The organism is Exiguobacterium mexicanum (assembly GCF_005960665.1).
Lineage (GTDB): Bacteria > Bacillota > Bacilli > Exiguobacteriales > Exiguobacteriaceae > Exiguobacterium > Exiguobacterium mexicanum_A.
In genome coordinates this window covers 2,295,001-2,310,521 of sequence record NZ_CP040676.1, presented here as the reverse complement: position 1 = coordinate 2,310,521, position 15,521 = coordinate 2,295,001, and the positions used below count along the sequence as shown (strand labels likewise).

22 protein-coding genes (1 of these 22 running past the window's edge) are annotated in these 15,521 nt (G+C 51.4%); 17 read left to right on the top strand and 5 right to left on the bottom strand.

The features are described from left to right. Positions 1-93: 93 nt before the first annotated feature. Both FED52_RS12275 and FED52_RS12270 read left to right on the top strand, forming a co-directional pair. A complete protein-coding gene (locus FED52_RS12275) occupies positions 94-1,542 on the top strand; it encodes an alanine/glycine:cation symporter family protein (RefSeq protein WP_138860042.1) in 1,449 nt (482 codons plus the stop codon). Between the two features lie 84 nt (positions 1,543-1,626). Beyond that, complete coding sequence (locus FED52_RS12270; RefSeq protein WP_138860041.1) at positions 1,627-2,082, top strand: DUF1877 family protein; 456 nt, start codon at positions 1,627-1,629, stop codon at positions 2,080-2,082. A gap of 435 nt (positions 2,083-2,517) precedes the next feature. Here FED52_RS12270 and FED52_RS12265 read toward each other — a convergent pair whose 3' ends face one another. Then, a complete protein-coding gene (locus FED52_RS12265) occupies positions 2,518-3,528 on the bottom strand; it encodes a metal ABC transporter solute-binding protein, Zn/Mn family (RefSeq protein WP_138860040.1) in 1,011 nt (336 codons plus the stop codon). Positions 3,529-3,702: 174 nt separating this feature from the next. Here FED52_RS12265 and FED52_RS12260 point away from each other — a divergent pair, with 174 nt between their 5' ends. From FED52_RS12260 to FED52_RS12250, 3 genes are all read left to right on the top strand, one after another. Beyond that, positions 3,703-4,638, top strand: coding sequence for an alpha/beta hydrolase (locus tag FED52_RS12260; RefSeq protein WP_138860039.1), 936 nt, complete (start codon positions 3,703-3,705; stop codon positions 4,636-4,638). Positions 4,639-4,704: 66 nt separating this feature from the next. Continuing rightward, the gene (locus tag FED52_RS12255; RefSeq protein ID WP_138860038.1) at positions 4,705-5,304 is read left to right on the top strand and encodes a histidine phosphatase family protein; all 600 of its coding nucleotides are present in this window, start codon (positions 4,705-4,707) and stop codon (positions 5,302-5,304) included. 10 nt (positions 5,305-5,314) lie between these two features. Next, positions 5,315-5,791: a DUF456 domain-containing protein gene (locus tag FED52_RS12250; RefSeq protein WP_138860037.1), complete on the top strand. Its 477-nt coding sequence runs from the start codon at positions 5,315-5,317 to the stop codon at positions 5,789-5,791. 74 nt (positions 5,792-5,865) lie between these two features. Here FED52_RS12250 and FED52_RS12245 read toward each other — a convergent pair whose 3' ends face one another. Further along, complete coding sequence (locus FED52_RS12245; RefSeq protein WP_138860036.1) at positions 5,866-6,339, bottom strand: YwpF-like family protein; 474 nt, start codon at positions 6,337-6,339, stop codon at positions 5,866-5,868. Between the two features lie 115 nt (positions 6,340-6,454). Between FED52_RS12245 and FED52_RS12240 the strand changes: the two genes are divergently transcribed. Then, positions 6,455-6,757, top strand: coding sequence for a hypothetical protein (locus FED52_RS12240; RefSeq protein WP_034780857.1), 303 nt, complete (start codon positions 6,455-6,457; stop codon positions 6,755-6,757). A gap of 41 nt (positions 6,758-6,798) precedes the next feature. Here the strand turns inward: FED52_RS12240 and FED52_RS12235 are convergent, their stop codons facing one another. Together FED52_RS12235 and FED52_RS12230 are read right to left on the bottom strand one after the other, a co-directional pair. Beyond that, a complete protein-coding gene (locus tag FED52_RS12235; RefSeq protein WP_138860035.1) occupies positions 6,799-8,244 on the bottom strand; it encodes a nicotinate phosphoribosyltransferase in 1,446 nt (481 codons plus the stop codon). 22 nt (positions 8,245-8,266) lie between these two features. Further along, a complete protein-coding gene (locus FED52_RS12230; protein WP_138860034.1) occupies positions 8,267-8,800 on the bottom strand; it encodes a cysteine hydrolase family protein in 534 nt (177 codons plus the stop codon). A gap of 142 nt (positions 8,801-8,942) precedes the next feature. On the opposite strand from FED52_RS12230, the gene FED52_RS12225 reads away from it, so the two are divergent. From FED52_RS12225 to FED52_RS12215, 3 genes are read left to right on the top strand one after another with little or no spacing between them, the layout of a single operon-like run. Then, on the top strand, positions 8,943-9,218 hold the full coding sequence (locus FED52_RS12225) for a 4a-hydroxytetrahydrobiopterin dehydratase (RefSeq protein WP_034780860.1): 276 nt from the start codon (positions 8,943-8,945) through the stop codon (positions 9,216-9,218). Then, positions 9,211-9,693 (top strand): hypothetical protein, encoded by a 483-nt coding sequence (locus tag FED52_RS12220; RefSeq protein ID WP_235420248.1) that lies wholly within the window; start codon positions 9,211-9,213, stop codon positions 9,691-9,693. The genes FED52_RS12225 and FED52_RS12220 overlap by 8 nt, the downstream gene beginning before the upstream one ends. A gap of 33 nt (positions 9,694-9,726) precedes the next feature. Further along, positions 9,727-10,044 (top strand): hypothetical protein, encoded by a 318-nt coding sequence (locus tag FED52_RS12215; protein WP_034780861.1) that lies wholly within the window; start codon positions 9,727-9,729, stop codon positions 10,042-10,044. A 153-nt stretch (positions 10,045-10,197) separates the two neighbouring features. Here the strand turns inward: FED52_RS12215 and FED52_RS12210 are convergent, their stop codons facing one another. Further along, positions 10,198-10,923, bottom strand: a complete 726-nt coding sequence (locus tag FED52_RS12210; RefSeq protein WP_138860033.1) for a rhomboid family intramembrane serine protease — start codon at positions 10,921-10,923, stop codon at positions 10,198-10,200. Positions 10,924-10,986: 63 nt separating this feature from the next. Between FED52_RS12210 and acpS the strand changes: the two genes are divergently transcribed. The 8 genes from acpS to FED52_RS12170 form a co-directional block, all read left to right on the top strand. Continuing rightward, positions 10,987-11,364, top strand: coding sequence for a holo-ACP synthase (gene acpS / locus FED52_RS12205; protein WP_034780870.1), 378 nt, complete (start codon positions 10,987-10,989; stop codon positions 11,362-11,364). Continuing rightward, positions 11,342-12,418: an alanine racemase gene (gene alr, locus FED52_RS12200; RefSeq protein ID WP_138860032.1), complete on the top strand. Its 1,077-nt coding sequence runs from the start codon at positions 11,342-11,344 to the stop codon at positions 12,416-12,418. Before acpS ends, alr begins: the two co-directional genes overlap by 23 nt. Positions 12,419-12,547: 129 nt before the next feature. After that, positions 12,548-12,826 (top strand): hypothetical protein, encoded by a 279-nt coding sequence (locus FED52_RS12195; protein ID WP_034780874.1) that lies wholly within the window; start codon positions 12,548-12,550, stop codon positions 12,824-12,826. A 5-nt stretch (positions 12,827-12,831) separates the two neighbouring features. Next, complete coding sequence (locus FED52_RS12190) at positions 12,832-13,182, top strand: type II toxin-antitoxin system PemK/MazF family toxin (protein ID WP_029596222.1); 351 nt, start codon at positions 12,832-12,834, stop codon at positions 13,180-13,182. 140 nt (positions 13,183-13,322) lie between these two features. Beyond that, complete coding sequence (locus FED52_RS12185) at positions 13,323-13,649, top strand: STAS domain-containing protein (protein ID WP_021068183.1); 327 nt, start codon at positions 13,323-13,325, stop codon at positions 13,647-13,649. Continuing rightward, entirely contained in the window at positions 13,646-14,122 is a 477-nt protein-coding gene (gene rsbW, locus FED52_RS12180; protein WP_021068184.1) for an anti-sigma B factor RsbW, read from the top strand. Before FED52_RS12185 ends, rsbW begins: the two co-directional genes overlap by 4 nt. Then, on the top strand, positions 14,088-14,888 hold the full coding sequence (sigB, locus tag FED52_RS12175) for an RNA polymerase sigma factor SigB (RefSeq protein ID WP_016510526.1): 801 nt from the start codon (positions 14,088-14,090) through the stop codon (positions 14,886-14,888). The genes rsbW and sigB overlap by 35 nt, the downstream gene beginning before the upstream one ends. Positions 14,889-14,953: 65 nt before the next feature. Beyond that, positions 14,954-15,521: the 5' end (the start) of a Tex family protein gene (locus FED52_RS12170; protein ID WP_431189068.1), read on the top strand. 1,568 nt of this gene lie beyond the right edge of the window; only the first 568 of its 2,136 coding nucleotides appear in the window; it begins with the start codon at positions 14,954-14,956; its stop codon lies beyond the right edge, outside the window.

The following is a 15,521-nucleotide window of genomic DNA, read 5'->3' as shown; positions in this document are numbered from 1 at the left end:
CAATTCTTAGACGTTTTTCCTATAATTCTACTCATGTAAAGAAAGTTGACATAACTTTTTCTTATAACTCATACATACACGGAGGATTTAAAGATGGAGAAGTTCGTAGAAGGTCTCGTTTCATCAGCCAACGACTTGCTTTGGTCATCAGTGCTAATCGTTGTCCTTGTCGCCTTAGGTTTGTACTTCACCGTCCGGATGGGGTTTGTCCAGTTCCGGATGTTGCCTGAAATGTTCCGCCTCTTGTTCAAAGACGGCATGAAACGTGAAAAAGGCCAAGTCTCGTCATTCCAAGCGTTCGCGATCGGGACAGCAGCCCGCGTCGGAACGGGTAACATCGCCGGTGTCGCGACAGCAATCGCGCTCGGAGGTCCAGGAGCCGTCTTTTGGATGTGGCTCATCGCCCTCATCGGATCGGCTTCGGCGTTCGTAGAAAGCACGCTCGCACAAGTCTACAAGATTCGGGACGGACGCACATGGCGTGGAGGCCCGGCGTACTATATGGAGCGCGCCCTCGGTCAACGTTGGCTGGGGATCTTGTTCGCAATTCTCATCACGTTCTCGTTCGGATTCGCCTTCAACTCGGTGCAGTCGAACACAATCTCGCTCTCGATGAGCAATCAGTTCGGCGTGAGCACGACGACAGTCGGTCTCGTCTTGGCCGTCGTCACAGCAATCGTCATCTTCGGTGGGATTCAGTCGATCGCCGTGCTCTCGAGTATCATCGTCCCGGTCATGGCCGGTGGCTATATCTTGCTCGCAGGATGGGTCATGATTTCAAACGCATCATTATTGCCGGAAGTGTTCGGTTTGATCTTCTCAGAAGGCGTGTTCGGTCTGCAGCAACTGTTCGGCGGTGCCATCGGAGCGATGGTGCTCCAAGGAATTCGTCGCGGTCTCTTCTCGAACGAAGCCGGAATGGGTTCTGCCCCGAACGCGGCGGCGACAGCGGAAGTATCGCACCCGGTCAAGCAAGGCTTGATTCAATCGTTCAGCGTCTTCGTTGATACGCTTCTCGTCTGTACGTCGACAGCGATGATCATCTTGTTGTCAGGTGTAGCCGGATCGGAGTCGTTCGCAGGTGTTGAATTGACACAAGCGGCGCTTACGGCTGAGATTGGTCCGATGGCGACATCGTTCCTCACGATCGCGATTTTCTTGTTCGCGTTCAGCTCGATTCTTGGAAACTACTACTACGGCGAGACGAACATCCAGTTCATCTCGGATAAAAAGATTTACGTCACGCTCTACCGCATCGGTGTCGTCGGTATGGTCCTCTTCGGAGCCGTCCGTTCGGCCGGTCTCGTCTGGTCGATTGCGGACGTGTTCATGGGCCTTATGGCGCTCGTCAACTTGTATGCGATTTTCCGTCTCGCGAAAGTCGCTCGTCTCGTCCTCGACGATTACTTGGAGCAACGCCGTCAAGGTGATGACCCGGTATTTTACGCCGATTCGATCGACAACTTGCCAGGCCGCGAGTACATCGAGGCTTGGGAGACGGTAGAAGAGGAAGAAGTCAAGACAGGCACGATTCGTTCATAAGCGACAAACCGTCTACGAAAACACGTAGGCGGTTTTTTTGCGCCTAAAAGATGGGTAAACTGAAGAAAAGGGGGGCGTTCAATCATGGAGACGACACATTATATACGCATTTCCCCAGAAGTATGGGTCTCGTTCGGGCAAGACCCGGAAATGATTTTAGATTGGCTGTTGCACGTTCACGCTCAACAGCGTGACACGTATGAGACGTTGACGCTCCCGAACATTGAACGGTTCCAAAAAATTCTCGGGCAAATCGAAGTCTATATCGATGGGGATGACACGTATAACTTGGAGATGGCGGTCATTGGAGAAGAGTTGATCGTCAACGAGAAGCAGGCGGTCGTCGTCGGGATTTTGACGCCGCAACTGCTCCATATCGTCAAAGACGCGATGAACGCGTTCACGAAAGAGGGTGTCGCCGACATGGCGTTCGTCGACCATGAAGGCCTCGATGATGTATGGCTCAAATGGACGTTGTTGAAACGATTCTGCGAAGAAGCGATTGAACGGGATGAGCTCGTGTTGATTTATTATGAGTAAGATCCTCTAAATGGTATAATTAGGAAAGATGTCAGTCACTTCTAGTCTCGATTCACGTGAATTAATGGGGGAGAAGTGCTACAAGTGTGATGATCATGGGGGTTCGCTGAATGTTATCTTGGTTAGGTATAACGAATGCAGATGAGACAAATCAAACTGAACGTCAATTTTTCGCGAATGTGAAGAAAAAAACGATTACTTTAATTCTACTTACGGCTTTAATCGCACTCTATGGCGTTAAGGTTTTGTTAACTTACCTAATCCCGGCCTCATATTTGGCCGACCCAATTGTCGCCGTTCTACCAGGTACCGTAGGCGTTTTGGTTTCTATAGTCTACGTCTTGGTCGCGGAACGAATTCTACAGGACAACGCCAAACGCTAGTTTTACCATTTAGACAAAAAAACTCGACGCCGCAGCGCCGAGTTTTTTTGTCTTATTTCAATGCCGTCTCAAGCGCTTTGACGTTTTCACGCATGAGATCGAAGTAACTCTTGTCCATCTGTTCTTTCGTGACCGATTCCAAGTTATAGATCGTCACCGTCTCCGCGCCGATCTCATTTCGAACGACCTGGGCGACTTTCGGGGTAACCGTGTCCTCGAAGGCGATGTATTTCAAGTCGTGAAGTTGAGCCTCTTCGATGACGCGCTTCAACGCCTGTTGTGACGGTTCTTCCGAAGGCGTGAGACCTGTAATTGGGAGTTGGTCGAATCCGTAGCGCTCCGCTAGGTAGCCATAGGCGGCGTGCGTCACGAGCAGCTCTGACTTCGAACCGCCCTCGACTGCCGCTTTCAGCTCGGCGTCGAGCGTATCGGCTTCTTCTTTGAAGGCGCTCAAGCGATCCGCAAACTCATCTTTATAGTCAGGGGCCTGTTCGCTGAAGGCCGCTTCGACCGCTTTGGCCATCGAGACGGCATTCATTGGGTCGAGCCAGACGTGTGGGTCGTATTGACCGTGGTTGTGGCCGTCATCTTCACTATGACCGGCTTCTTCCTCAGCATGGTCATCGTCATCATGTCCGTGCTCGTCTTCTTCACTATGCTCGTCCTCACCGTGGACGTGGACCGTGTCATCAGCCGATAAAAGGGTGATGTCTTCGGCCGTTTTCACGAATGTGACGTTCTCATTGGCCAAGCTCTTCTCCATTGACTCGACGTATGGCTCGAGGTCATAGCCGACCGTCAAGAACAAGTCCGCTTCAGCGATGTCTGTCATTTGTTTTGAGGTAGGCTCGTACGTGTGCGGGTCGGCACCAGGCGGGATGACCATCTCGACGCGGACGCGGTCGCCGCCAATCTCCTCGGCGAATGATTTCAACGCGAACGTTGACGCATATACGGTCAACTGGTCGTTGGCTTCCTCTGTGGCACCGCCCTCTTCATTGCTTGCGCAACCACCTAATAAAAGTGTCCCGGCAGCGGCGACACCTAAAAGTTTTTTGTTCATAACTCTCTCCACCTGTCCTCTCTATATAAAACCTTTAAATCGTAACCGTTACGTTCTGAGGCTGCGTTTTATATTATAGGGGGCGAATGCGAACACGTCAAGTCCGACTTCAGATGGATGGTTTTTCGAGAAAAAGGGAATATGATTAAAAAAAAGAACGAGGAGTGGATGTATATGAGAAAGGAGACCGCCTGGTTCGTCGGTGGTGCGGCGCTCGCGGCCGCCACCGCAGCCGGGGCAAGCGTATGGAACCAATACGGATCGCTCGTGCGTTGGCAAGAGCCTGAGTTGCCGGTGTGTCCCTCGACCCGTAAACGCCGGACTCACACGTACAAGATTGTCAATGACCGTCCGCTCCAATTTGATGTGTACTACCCACCCGGCGAAGGACCATTTCCGGTCGCAGTCTATGCACACGGCGGGGCATTCGTTCGAGGGAATCGAGGCATGGTGACGTTGTTCCATCCATTGCTCGACCACTTCCTCGCAAAAGGATTCGCGGTCATCAGCATCGATTATCGTCTGTTCGAGGACGGGGTCTATTTCCCGGACAACATCATCGACGTCTCCGATGCGCTTTGCTATCTCAAACAACACGACGGTCTACTCAATCTTGACATCGACAAATTGATTGTCTGGGGCGACTCGGCAGGCGCGGCACTTGTCCTTGCGACAGCACTCGACCGAAGCAAGCAGTTTATAGGAGAACTCGGCGATGACGTGCCGCCGGTGAAAGGTGTCATCGCCCTTTATCCGCCGACGAACTTCTTGTTGTTCAAGTTCATCCAGACGTGGCTCGCCCATTTGAAGTTTTACGAAGGTAGTCGTGAGGCGTGGCGCGAACTGATGGTGAAGTGTTCTCCGGTCACGCATCTGTACGATGATGCCCCGCCGATTCTCCTTTTGCATGGGAAGAAAGACCCCATCGTTCCGTTCGGGCAAGCACTCCATTTCGTGGAGCATGCGAGCGAGGTCGGCGCGAACGTGCAATTGATTTCTTTTCCGAACGGCACCCATTCGTTAGCGAGTTTCCTCCAATCCGATAATCCGATCAAAGAAACACAACTCATGGCCCGGATCGATCGTTTCATCGATGACGCGATGATGTGACGTTGCGCTTTTTTTCAAAGATGGTACGATGGGGTAGGATTTAGGAATCAAAAAGGAGTGACTCGCGTGACAGAACTTTGTTTGGTCCGACATGGTCAGACAGATTGGAATTTTCAAGAAATCATTCAAGGGCGGGAAGATATCCCGCTCAACGCACTCGGACATCGGCAGGCCGAAGAGAGTGCGGCCTTTTTAAGCCAAGAATCATGGGACGTGATCGTCGCGAGCCCGCTTTCGCGAGCGATGGATACGGCCCGCTACATCGCAGAGGCGTGCGGCATTGACCCAGGCGTGATTATTCAGGACGAACGGTTCATTGAGCGGGAGTTCGGTCATGCGTCGGGAAAACCGGTGCCTGGTATTTACGAAGCTGTCCAAGCCGATGATCAAGACCGCGTCCCGGGTCTCGAGTCAGAAGATGAGATGCGGGCCCGGGTCTTGAGCGGCATGGAAGACATCGTCGAGGCGCATGCTGGAAAACGTATCATCGTCGTCTGTCATTCACATGCAATTAAAGCCGCCTTATCGGCGATTGACGACACGTATACGTTCCGCCACGCCATGCGCAACGCCTGCTCGAACTATATCGAATATCAAGATGGTCAGTTCGTGGTCAAGGCGGTCAATGTCGCCGACCATATTACGAATGTGATCGTCGCGAAGTGAGGAGAAGCTCATGACGACATTGCTCTGGATTTTCATCATCGCATCGTTTGTTGTCGCGTTCGCGGGTCTGATCTATCCGGTCATCCCGAGCGTCTTGTTCTTATTCATCGGTTATATGATTTACGGTTTTGGATTCTCGTTCGAGCCGCTCACATGGACGTTTTGGCTTTGGCAAACCGTATTTTTGATCTTCTTGTTCGTAGTCGACTATATCGTCACTCGGGCGACGGTCGATAAACGAGGCGGTTCCGAACGGGCGAAGTGGGGAGCGACGATCGGATTGATCGCAGGTCCGTTCATCTTCCCGCTCGTCGGGGTACTCATCTTCCCGTTCATCTTCGCATTTTTAGCGGAACTCACGCTCGGGAAGTCGACGCGTGAAGCGTGGAGTATCGGTGTCGGGACCGTACTCGCTTTCCTCGGCAGCACGGTGCTCAAAGTTGTCGGGATGACGATGATGGTCATCTTGTTTTTCATCTACATTTGAGGCGAAGAAATTTCTTCGCCTTTTTGGGTTGAGTTATTTATAAAAACGGGGAAAGAAAAACAAGACCGTTCGACTTATTCGAACGATCCTGTCTTGACGAGCTGTGTGAAGGCGGAGCGGCTGAACGACTGCTGTTGTTCGACTTGTTTTTCGAAGAAGGACGGTTTGAGTTCGGCGTTCGCCACGCCTTCGGAAATCAACGAATCGAGCACTTGCTTGGTCGGGTCTTGTTTCGGCATCAGCATGAGCCCTTCGGCGACGAACGTGTGATGGTCGCTCAGCGACCGTTCACTCGTGAACGTCAAGGCGAGGGCGGCCGGCCGGTTCGATGGAGACGTGATGACGGCCTCGGCGAGAAGCAGGATTCGTTTATTCAAGTAATGATGAAGCGTGACGGCAAATTCAGTCGGTACGAGCATCTCGAGGAGCCATTCGTTGTCGTGCTCTTTTGAGATGATCAACCCATCGACCAGTTCGACGGGCAGGTTCAATTCGTTGCCGTACTCGTCTTGGACGAGGCGAACTTGGACTAGGCGGAACGTTTTCATCGTATCGATCCCTTCCACATTTTCTTTAACTCATCTTAACACAGTCTGATTCGAAGATTGTGTTACGATAGCGGGGAAGCGACGTAAAAAAAATAGAGGACAAGGAGGCATCAAGATGAGTTGGGTTGTTGGCATAATCGGGTATATCGCGATTCTAGCAATCGGTTATTATGGTGTCCTTTTCTTCAAAGTAAAGCAGGAGCGGAGTCGGGCCGGATATCGAATCTTCCTTTTGCTCGCGGGCTTGTTCTTCGTGAGCGGGAGCGACTATATCATCGCGTTGTTCCGAGGGGATACGGAAGCGACGTTTTGGCAACGGACCGTTTACTTCATATTGATTTTGATCTCTCTTTCGATCGCCCTTTACTTTCGGAGAAAAGAAGATAAAATCCATGCGAATGAGATGACGACGGCATAAAAACAAGAGGCTAACGGAAAAAAATCCGTAGCCTCTTGTTTTTATTTCGGAATCCGAGTTTGACGAATCATTTCGAGCTTCAAGTCCCAGAGCGGTTTACTGAATGTGACCGAGTACACTTCCGGCAAGCGGAGGCGTTTGTACTCTTCCCACAGACCGTTCATCTGCTCTTGATGATACGTGCGGATTTCTGTCGCGTTCGGTAACTCATATACGCGTTCGCCGTCTTGGAAAATCGGGACGAGCAAACGTTTGACGCTAAAGTTACGTGTCTTGATGCGGAACGCGGGGTCGCGCACGTCAATCAAGTCAATTTCGTTATACGACTCGACTGGTTCGTCGGCAAGGGCGATATAGTCACCTTTGAACTTCCCGGTCTCGTTATCGATGATGCGATACAATTCTTTCTTGTGCGGAGTCGTCGTTTTCACTTTCGAAGACGACACTTTGATGACCGGCTTCAGCTTCCCGTCGGCGCCTTCGCGGGCGACGAGTTTGTACACCATACCCAGTGCAGGTTGCTCATAGGCCGTGATACCGCGCGTCCCGACGAGGAACGTATCGGCTTCAGCTCCTTGCATCCGCAAGTCTTGAATGACGTACTCATCGAGGTCGCCCGAGACGACGATTTTGACGTAATCGAGTCCGGCCGCGTTCAATGCTTTTCGGGCCCGTTTCGACAAGTAGGCCAAGTCACCCGAGTCGAGTCGGACCGACTTCAAGCGGTAGCCTTTCGCTTCAAGTTCTTTGGCGACCGTGATCGCGTTCGGGAGACCTGACTTGAGCGTATCGTACGTGTCGATCAACAGGCTCGTATTGTCCGGGTACATCGAGGCGAACGAGCGGAATGCCTCGAGTTCGTCATCGTGGAACTGGATATCGGCGTGCTCCATCGTTCCACCGGTCGGGACGTCAAAATCACGTCCGGCCGAAACCAAGCTCGTGACGTCGAAACCGGCGATATAGGCGGCCCGTGTTCCGTAGTACGCAGCATCGACGCCTTGGGCGCGACGAGCACCGCCTTCGAGTAGTGTCTCGTTCGGCGCAGCTTGGCGGATGCGCGCGTATTTCGTCGCGATGAGTGATTCGTGGTTGGCGATGTTCAAGAGCGCCGTCTGGAACAACTTCGCCTCAAAGATCGTCGATTCGATGCGGACGACTTGTTCGTTCGGGAAGATGACTTCTCCTTCACGGACACTGTAGAGCGAGCCCGTGAACTTGAAGTTACGGAGCACATCCGCGAACTCGTCTTCGAAGTCGAGTTGCTGTTTCAAGTAGCGGATATCTTCTTCCGTGAATGAGACGTTCTCTAAATAATGCACGATATTTTGGAGGCCGGCGAAGACGACGTACCCTCCGCTGAACGGGTTTGAGCGATAGTATAGGTCAAACACGACTCGTTCGTTGTGACGGCCTTGTTTCCAATAGATATACATCCAACGCGGGAGGTATAAGTCTGTGTGAAGTGCTAAGTTGCGATGTAACATAATCGATCCTTTCTGTTTTACGTCACTTCCCGGTCACCGTTGCTCCGAGGGTCGTGACAAAATGTTCGAGCGCCCAATCGTGGCCGACTGGGTTGAAGCTTTGGACGGCGTCGGCGTGGACGACGATTGTATAGCCGAGGTTGTAAGCGTCGACAGCGGTATGAAGCACACAAATATCCGTGCACACACCGACGAGATGAATCTCTGTGATGGCCCGTTCGCGCAAGCGCAAGTCGAGGTCTGTGCCGGCAAAGGCACTATAGCGTGTCTTATCGATCCAATGATCGGCCCGGCTCACCGCTGTTTTGACGGCACCGTATAATTCACGGCCCTCTGTACCGCGGATGTTGTGGGGCGGGAAGAGCGTCGTCTCAGGATGATACGTGTCGCCGGCGTCGTGGACATCGTTCGCGATGACGACATAATCCTCGTCCGCAAACTCCTCGATCAACTGGACAATTCGTTCTTCTATGTCTTGCCCTGGTTTTCCACAAGTCAAACGACCCGCATCTGCGATAAAATCAAACGTGTAATCGATCACAATCAATGCTCGCATGGGGAGCTCTCCTCTCTCATGTAAAGAATAGTTGGTTATCTTTCTTATTCTAAATCATTTTGCGTGATGCGAAAAAGATTATTTTTGATCAGGGTCGGGTACTAGGTGTAAGAAGAACCGTTTGCGAAAGGGGAATCAGCACATGCTGCTGTCATCAACCGAACTGTCAGAGCAACTATCCCGCTTAAATGGCTGGGATGTTGTTGAAGGGGAATTACAAAAGACGTATCGGCTCGAGACGTTTCCAGAGGCGATTCAGTTCGTCCATCTCGTCGCTGATTTGGCGGAGGAGCTCAATCATCATCCGAACATCTTGATCGAGTATCGGAACGTCACATTGACCGTGTCCACGCATGACGAAGGTGGAATCACGGAGAAAGACATCATGCTCGCGAAAGGGTGTGAGGGGCTTGTCTAAACTGTTCATGACGTTTGCCTCAGGAACTGTCGCTGAACGATTGCGTCAACAACCCGGTATCCTTGTCGCCAACGGAACCGAGACGATTTTGCTCGCAGAGGGCGACAAGTCTCCCTTCCAAAGCGGGAAGACGTTTCAAATCGAAGAAGCGGAAGGACAATTCGCCTCGAAAGGGAATATTGTCTATGCGAACATTCCGGTCGATTCGAACGCCCGGTCGCTCTTGTTCCATCGCTTGTTGAAAGACAAATCACGTCTTGGGTCTGGCCATAGCGGTTTTGCCGCCTATCGGCTCGGTGTCGACCCGGACGATCACCACGGGATTATCTTCATCCAATTCACCGAGGGCGGAAATCGTTTCCGTGATTCGACCGACTATGTCTTGTTCCAAGAATGGCTGAAAGAAGCCGTCGAACAAAAAGGAGCCGGTCCAATCATAAAACACTATGTCGTCGATGAAGCGGATGACCTATAATAAACATAACGTCATGTTAGGGGAGGATTTTTTATGAACAAGAACTACTTTTGGATGGGAATGGCCGCAGGTGCCGTCATCGGAGCCGGGGCATCGCTTCTCCACAGAGAGACGCGCGAACAACAAGTCAGCCAGCTCAAACATATGAAATCACGACTCAAGTCAAAGGATGCGTCAACACAAAGCCATTCGGTCGGCCTTCAAGCCTCATCGAAAGGGAGCTTGAAAGATCGCGTCATGGATTTGAAGGCGCTCTACGAAGAGAACCAAGATACGATTCAAAATCTCGTCGAAGATGTGAAAGACTTGGTCGACGCGCTCCAAGACGCTCGTCACAAAAATCAAATCTAATTCATATTCACGGTCCGGTGCTGTTGCGCCGGGCTGTTTTTTATGTTGTCTTCATCGCTGTCCCTATATGATAAATGTTTCACGAATACAAAAGCTCCTGAAAACAAATCGGTCACGTGACGAAACCCGTCTGCTTTTCAGGAGCACTAGTGATTACAAAAAGCGGGCGAACAGGCCGAACACGGCCAGTCCGACAATTACGTAAAAAATCCATTTGCCTTCACCCGTATGAATGATCGGCGGGGAATACTTGCGTGGTTGGTACTTCCCATGACGGAGCGGGCGCGAATACGGCACCGCGAACCGGGAGAGCGGGATCGCGAGCAAGAACCCGGCAAGGAAGCCGTACACATGTCCCCAAAGTGATACGTTCGCCCCGATGAGCGTGAACACGGCGCTAATGGCGACGAAGATATAGACGAGTCGCGCGTCCTGGCTATAGATGAGCGTCCGGCGGAACCGACCGATGTACACATAGAAGCCAAGAATCGCTAAAATCGCACCTGAAGCACCGGCTTGCAGGTAGAACAGTTCACTCACCGTGAAGAACGTGAGCAAGTTGGCAAGCACACCGGCCACGATATAGAACACGGCGAACTTGATGTGACCGACCATGCGTTCCATGGCAGGTCCGAATATAATCAAAGCGAACGAGTTGAACAGCAAATGACCGAGCCCTAAATGGATGAAGTTGGCCGTCAAGAGACGGTACCATTCCCCTTGGGCGAGTGCGAGATGGAATGACCCGCCGAGTGCGACGATCCGGAGGTCGGGGACCAAAGAATCGATGACAAACACGAGCAGTTGGATTACAATGAACAGCGTTACGAGTGGATACGCCCGGACGAACGTTTGAACATTCTCAGTACGACTAAACATAACATCACCTCTTTCCTTAATTGTATAAGGAAACGAGTGAAAAAGGAAAGGAGCGAGTGTCCTGTGATTGTGGGAATCGGAATCGATATCGTCGAGCTCGAGCGGATTGCTCGCTCGCTCAAAAATGACCGTTTCGTCGCACGTCTGTTGACCACAGCCGAGCGGGCGCTTGCGGACGCCTATCCAGAACAACGGCGCATCGAATTCGTCGCTGGACGATTTGCGGCGAAAGAAGCGTATGCCAAAGCGGTCGGGACCGGGATTGCCCGGGGCCTGTCGTGGCAACAAATCGAAATTTTACCGGATGAGACCGGACGGCCGCATATGACGGCGCCGTACTCAGGCCGGATTCATATGAGTATCAGCCACAGCGAGCAATACGCCGTGGCACAAGTCATCATTGAAGAGGGGGATCACGATGTTTCGTCCAAGTTGGATTGAAATCGATCGGGCGGCGATCAAACATAACGTAATCGAAATCAAAAAACGGATCCCGCAAGCGCTCATGGCCGTCGTCAAAGCGAACGCTTACGGGCATGGTGCCGTCGAAGTGGCAAAGATCGCGCTTGATAACGGAGCGACGATGCTCGGCGTGGCCTTACTCGAGGAAGCCATCGAGCTCCGAGAGGCCGGGATTAAAGCGCCGATTCTCGTCATGGAGGCCCAGTTCCCAGAATATGCGGGCGTCGCAGCCGAACACGATGTGACGTTGTCCGTCTTTTCGGCCGACTGGTTGCGTGAGGCGCGCACGCATCTTTCTGACCGTCCACTCACCGTTCATGTGAAAGTCGACACGGGGATGGGTCGTCTCGGTCTGCGGACCCGCGCCGAACTTGATGCCCTTTTAGAAGCGGCAGATGACCGTTTTACCGTCGAAGGGATTTATACGCACTTTGCGACAGCGGATGAGCCGGACAGTGAGCTTTACTATGAGCAGCAGGAGCGGTTCGGTCAGTTGATAGATGGACTCCACTCGCGATTCCGCTACATCCATACGTCAAACTCGGCCGGAGCGATCCGCATGGCCGGACAAGACGTACCGTACAACGTGGTGCGGGTCGGAATTGCGATTTATGGGCTCTACCCGTCAGCTGAAATGGCTTCCTTCTATTCATTTTTACGTCCGGCTTTCACGTTGAAGAGCAAGCTCATGCAAGTGAAGCAACTCGAAGCTGGACAGACGATCAGCTACGGGGCGACGTATACGACGACTGAAGATGAGTGGATCGGTACCGTGCCGGTCGGATATGCCGACGGCTGGATTCGTAAAGCGAGCGGCTTCGAAGTAGACGTCAATGGAGAGCGCTGTCCCATTATCGGTCGTGTCTGCATGGATCGCTTCATGGTGAGGCTTCCTAAAGAGCTGCCGGTCGGAACTGTGGTCACGCTCATCGGCGGACCAGTCGCGATTGACGAACTGGCCACGCATCTCGAGACAATCAACTATGAGGTCGTCTGTCAATTAACGAATCGCCTCCCGCGACGTTATGTGTAAAGCGGAAAACGTGTGAAATTATCTGAATTCTTTCGGGAATTCTCTATATTTTCCCAAACTCGCGTGTTATATTGGTAAAGAACGCGGGAATATTTCCGCCAGTCATTGAAACGATTCTGGAGGTGTAAGATGTTGAAACAGCGAACTGCGGGTGCTTTAGCGTCCGTTCCAGATCGGTTCTCGCAGCATGGGGGTCCGATTTCGATGAAAGACCGTGAATCATTGTCATTGAACGATGTAGTGACGTACTTGTCCAAAGAAATTGCTGATCGACAACAAACACTGCGCGAAGAATTGGCGAGAGGCTATCAAGAGATGGCCGCGTTTAATTTGAATATGGCAGAAGAGATGCTGATGATTGAGACGGAAGCCGAACATGCTCTCTTACGTCAAGTAAGCGGGGTGTGAGCGGAGTGATCGTAAAGCGTGGTGACGTGTTTTATGCGAATCTGTCGCCCGTAGTCGGTTCAGAGCAAGGTGGAGTTCGTCCGGTTCTCGTCATTCAAAACGATATCGGCAATCGCTTTAGCCCGACCGTCATTGTCGCTGCGATTACGGCTCAGATCCAGAAAGCAAAACTGCCGACTCATGTAGAGGTATATCAAGTCAAACATGGTCTCGAACGAGATTCCGTGATTTTACTTGAACAGATTCGAACGATTGATAAGCGTCGTCTGACGGATAAAGTCACTCATCTTGATGATGAGACGATGCACAAAGTTGACCGAGCGCTAGAGATTAGTCTGGGATTAATCCCTCTCTAGCTTACATATAAAGAAACCGATACATGGGTATCGGTTTTTTTTCAAAAAAATCTTTAAAAAATAGTTTAGAATTCTGTAAAACGGGAATTTAGTTTAATCGTACTCAATTTTTCTGTACGCACATTAGGAGGGAATATACGATGGATTTAGCGATTCGCGAGCAAGTCATTGGAGAACAATTACACCTTTACGTATCCGGAGAAGTGGATACATATACCGCACCAAAATTGAAGGAAGTCTTGCACCCGGCTATCACGGAACAAGATGTTACCGTTCATTTGGATGAAGTGGACTATATGGATTCAACTGGTCTCGGCGTATTTGTCGGTGCCCTTAAAATAGCCAAACGTAATGAGAAAGAGTTGTCGCTCGTCGGCGTCACCGACCGCGTCAATCGTCTCTTTGAATTGACAGGACTGCACAAGTTGCTTTCGATCAATACAAACGTAAGAGGTGGCACGCAATGAGTAACATCGAACAGACGGTGATGACGTTCCCGGCCAAACCGGAGTATGTCGGTGTGGTCCGTTTAGTCGTCTCAGGAATCGCTAACCGTATGGGATATACGTACGACGAGATCGAAGATATTAAAATCGCGGTCTCGGAAGCCTGTGGCAATGCTGTTCAACATGCTTATGAAGACCAAGAAGGTGAAGTGAAACTCACGTGTGGCGTCCATCAAGATCGTCTCGAGATGACGATCGAGGACTCGGGCAAAACATTTGCCGACGACGTGAAACGCCAAGCGGCGCCAGTCGAAGAGACGGCTGAAATTGAATCGCTTCACGAAGGAGGACTCGGTCTTTTCCTCATTGAAGCCTTAATGGATGACGTCTCGATCAACAAGGACAATGGTGTCAAGGTGACGATGACGAAACTCCTTAACAGGGACGAGGTGGATCAGAGTGCCAGCAAAATCTCAACAACGCCATCACAGTGATGATGAAGTATTAGAGTGGATCGAGCGTTATCAACAGGACGATCAAAATGAAGAAGTCCAAATGCTCCTCATTAACCGATACTCGGACCTCGTTGAGGCGCTTGCACGAAAGTTTTCGCGAGGCCGGGCCATTCATGACGACCTCGTTCAAGTCGGCATGATCGGACTTCTCGCTGCCCTTCGTCGTTTCGACCCTGAGTTTGGACGCAGTTTCGAGTCGTTTGCCGTTCCGACGATTATCGGTGAAATCAAGCGTTTCATCCGTGACAAGACGTGGAGCGTCCACGTTCCACGCCGGATTAAAGAGCTTGGACCGAAAATCAAGAAGACGGTCGAAGAATTGACGACCGAGTTGCAACGTTCACCGCGAATCGATGAGATTGCCGATTACCTCGGCGTTTCCGATGAAGAGATTCTCGAGACGCTCGAGATGGGCAAGAGCTACCAAGCCCTTTCCGTCGACAGCTCAATCGAAGCGGACAACGAAGGTTCGACCGTCACGCTCCTCGACCTTGTCGGAAGCCAAGAACGTGGCTACGAATCGGTCGACCAGCGCCTCATCCTTGAAAAAGCGTTCAGTGTGCTGAACGAACGGGAACAGGCGATTTTAGAATGTGCTTATTATAAAAACATGAGCCAAAAAGAGACGGGTGAACTCCTCGGGATTTCGCAGATGCACGTATCGCGCTTGCAGCGACGCGCACTTGAGAAGTTACGTGAGGCCATCAAAGTCCCGCTCAACGAAGTATTTTCAAACGATGACTAAATAGTCATCGTTTTTTGTCGTCTAGGCGTGAGTTTGCTACACTTCTAGAGAGAAGAGAAAAGGAAGTGATTCGATTGATTACGAAAGTCGCAAAAGAGTTGAAGTTGAAGACGAGTCAAGTCGAGACGGTGCAACAACTTGCCGCGGACGGAGCGACGATTCCGTTCATGGCCCGGTACCGTAAAGAAATGACCGGTAATCTCGATGAAGTCGAAATCAAAGCGATTCTCGACGCCTTACAATATGAAGAGAGTTTGCACAAGCGTAAGACGGACGTCCTCGCCAAACTTGAAGAACTCGAGAAGGCGACGCCGGAATTGACACGGGCGCTTGAAGCGGCGACGAGCCTGCAACAAGTCGATGATATTTATCTCCCTTATCGTCCGAAGCGACGGACGAAAGCTGAACAAGGGCGGGAGAAAGGACTACAAGCCCTCGCTGACTGGTATCGTCAACCGACACCCTATTCGCTGAAAAAAGCGCAGTCGTTAGCGGGTGATCTTTCGCTTGAAGAAGCACTTCCGTTCGTCCAATCAATCATTGGGGAGGAGTGGGGCGAAGTGGCGACGCTTCGACAATCACTTCGAACACGAGTCCGGAAAGAGGCGCTCCTTCGTTCGCAGAAGAAAAAAC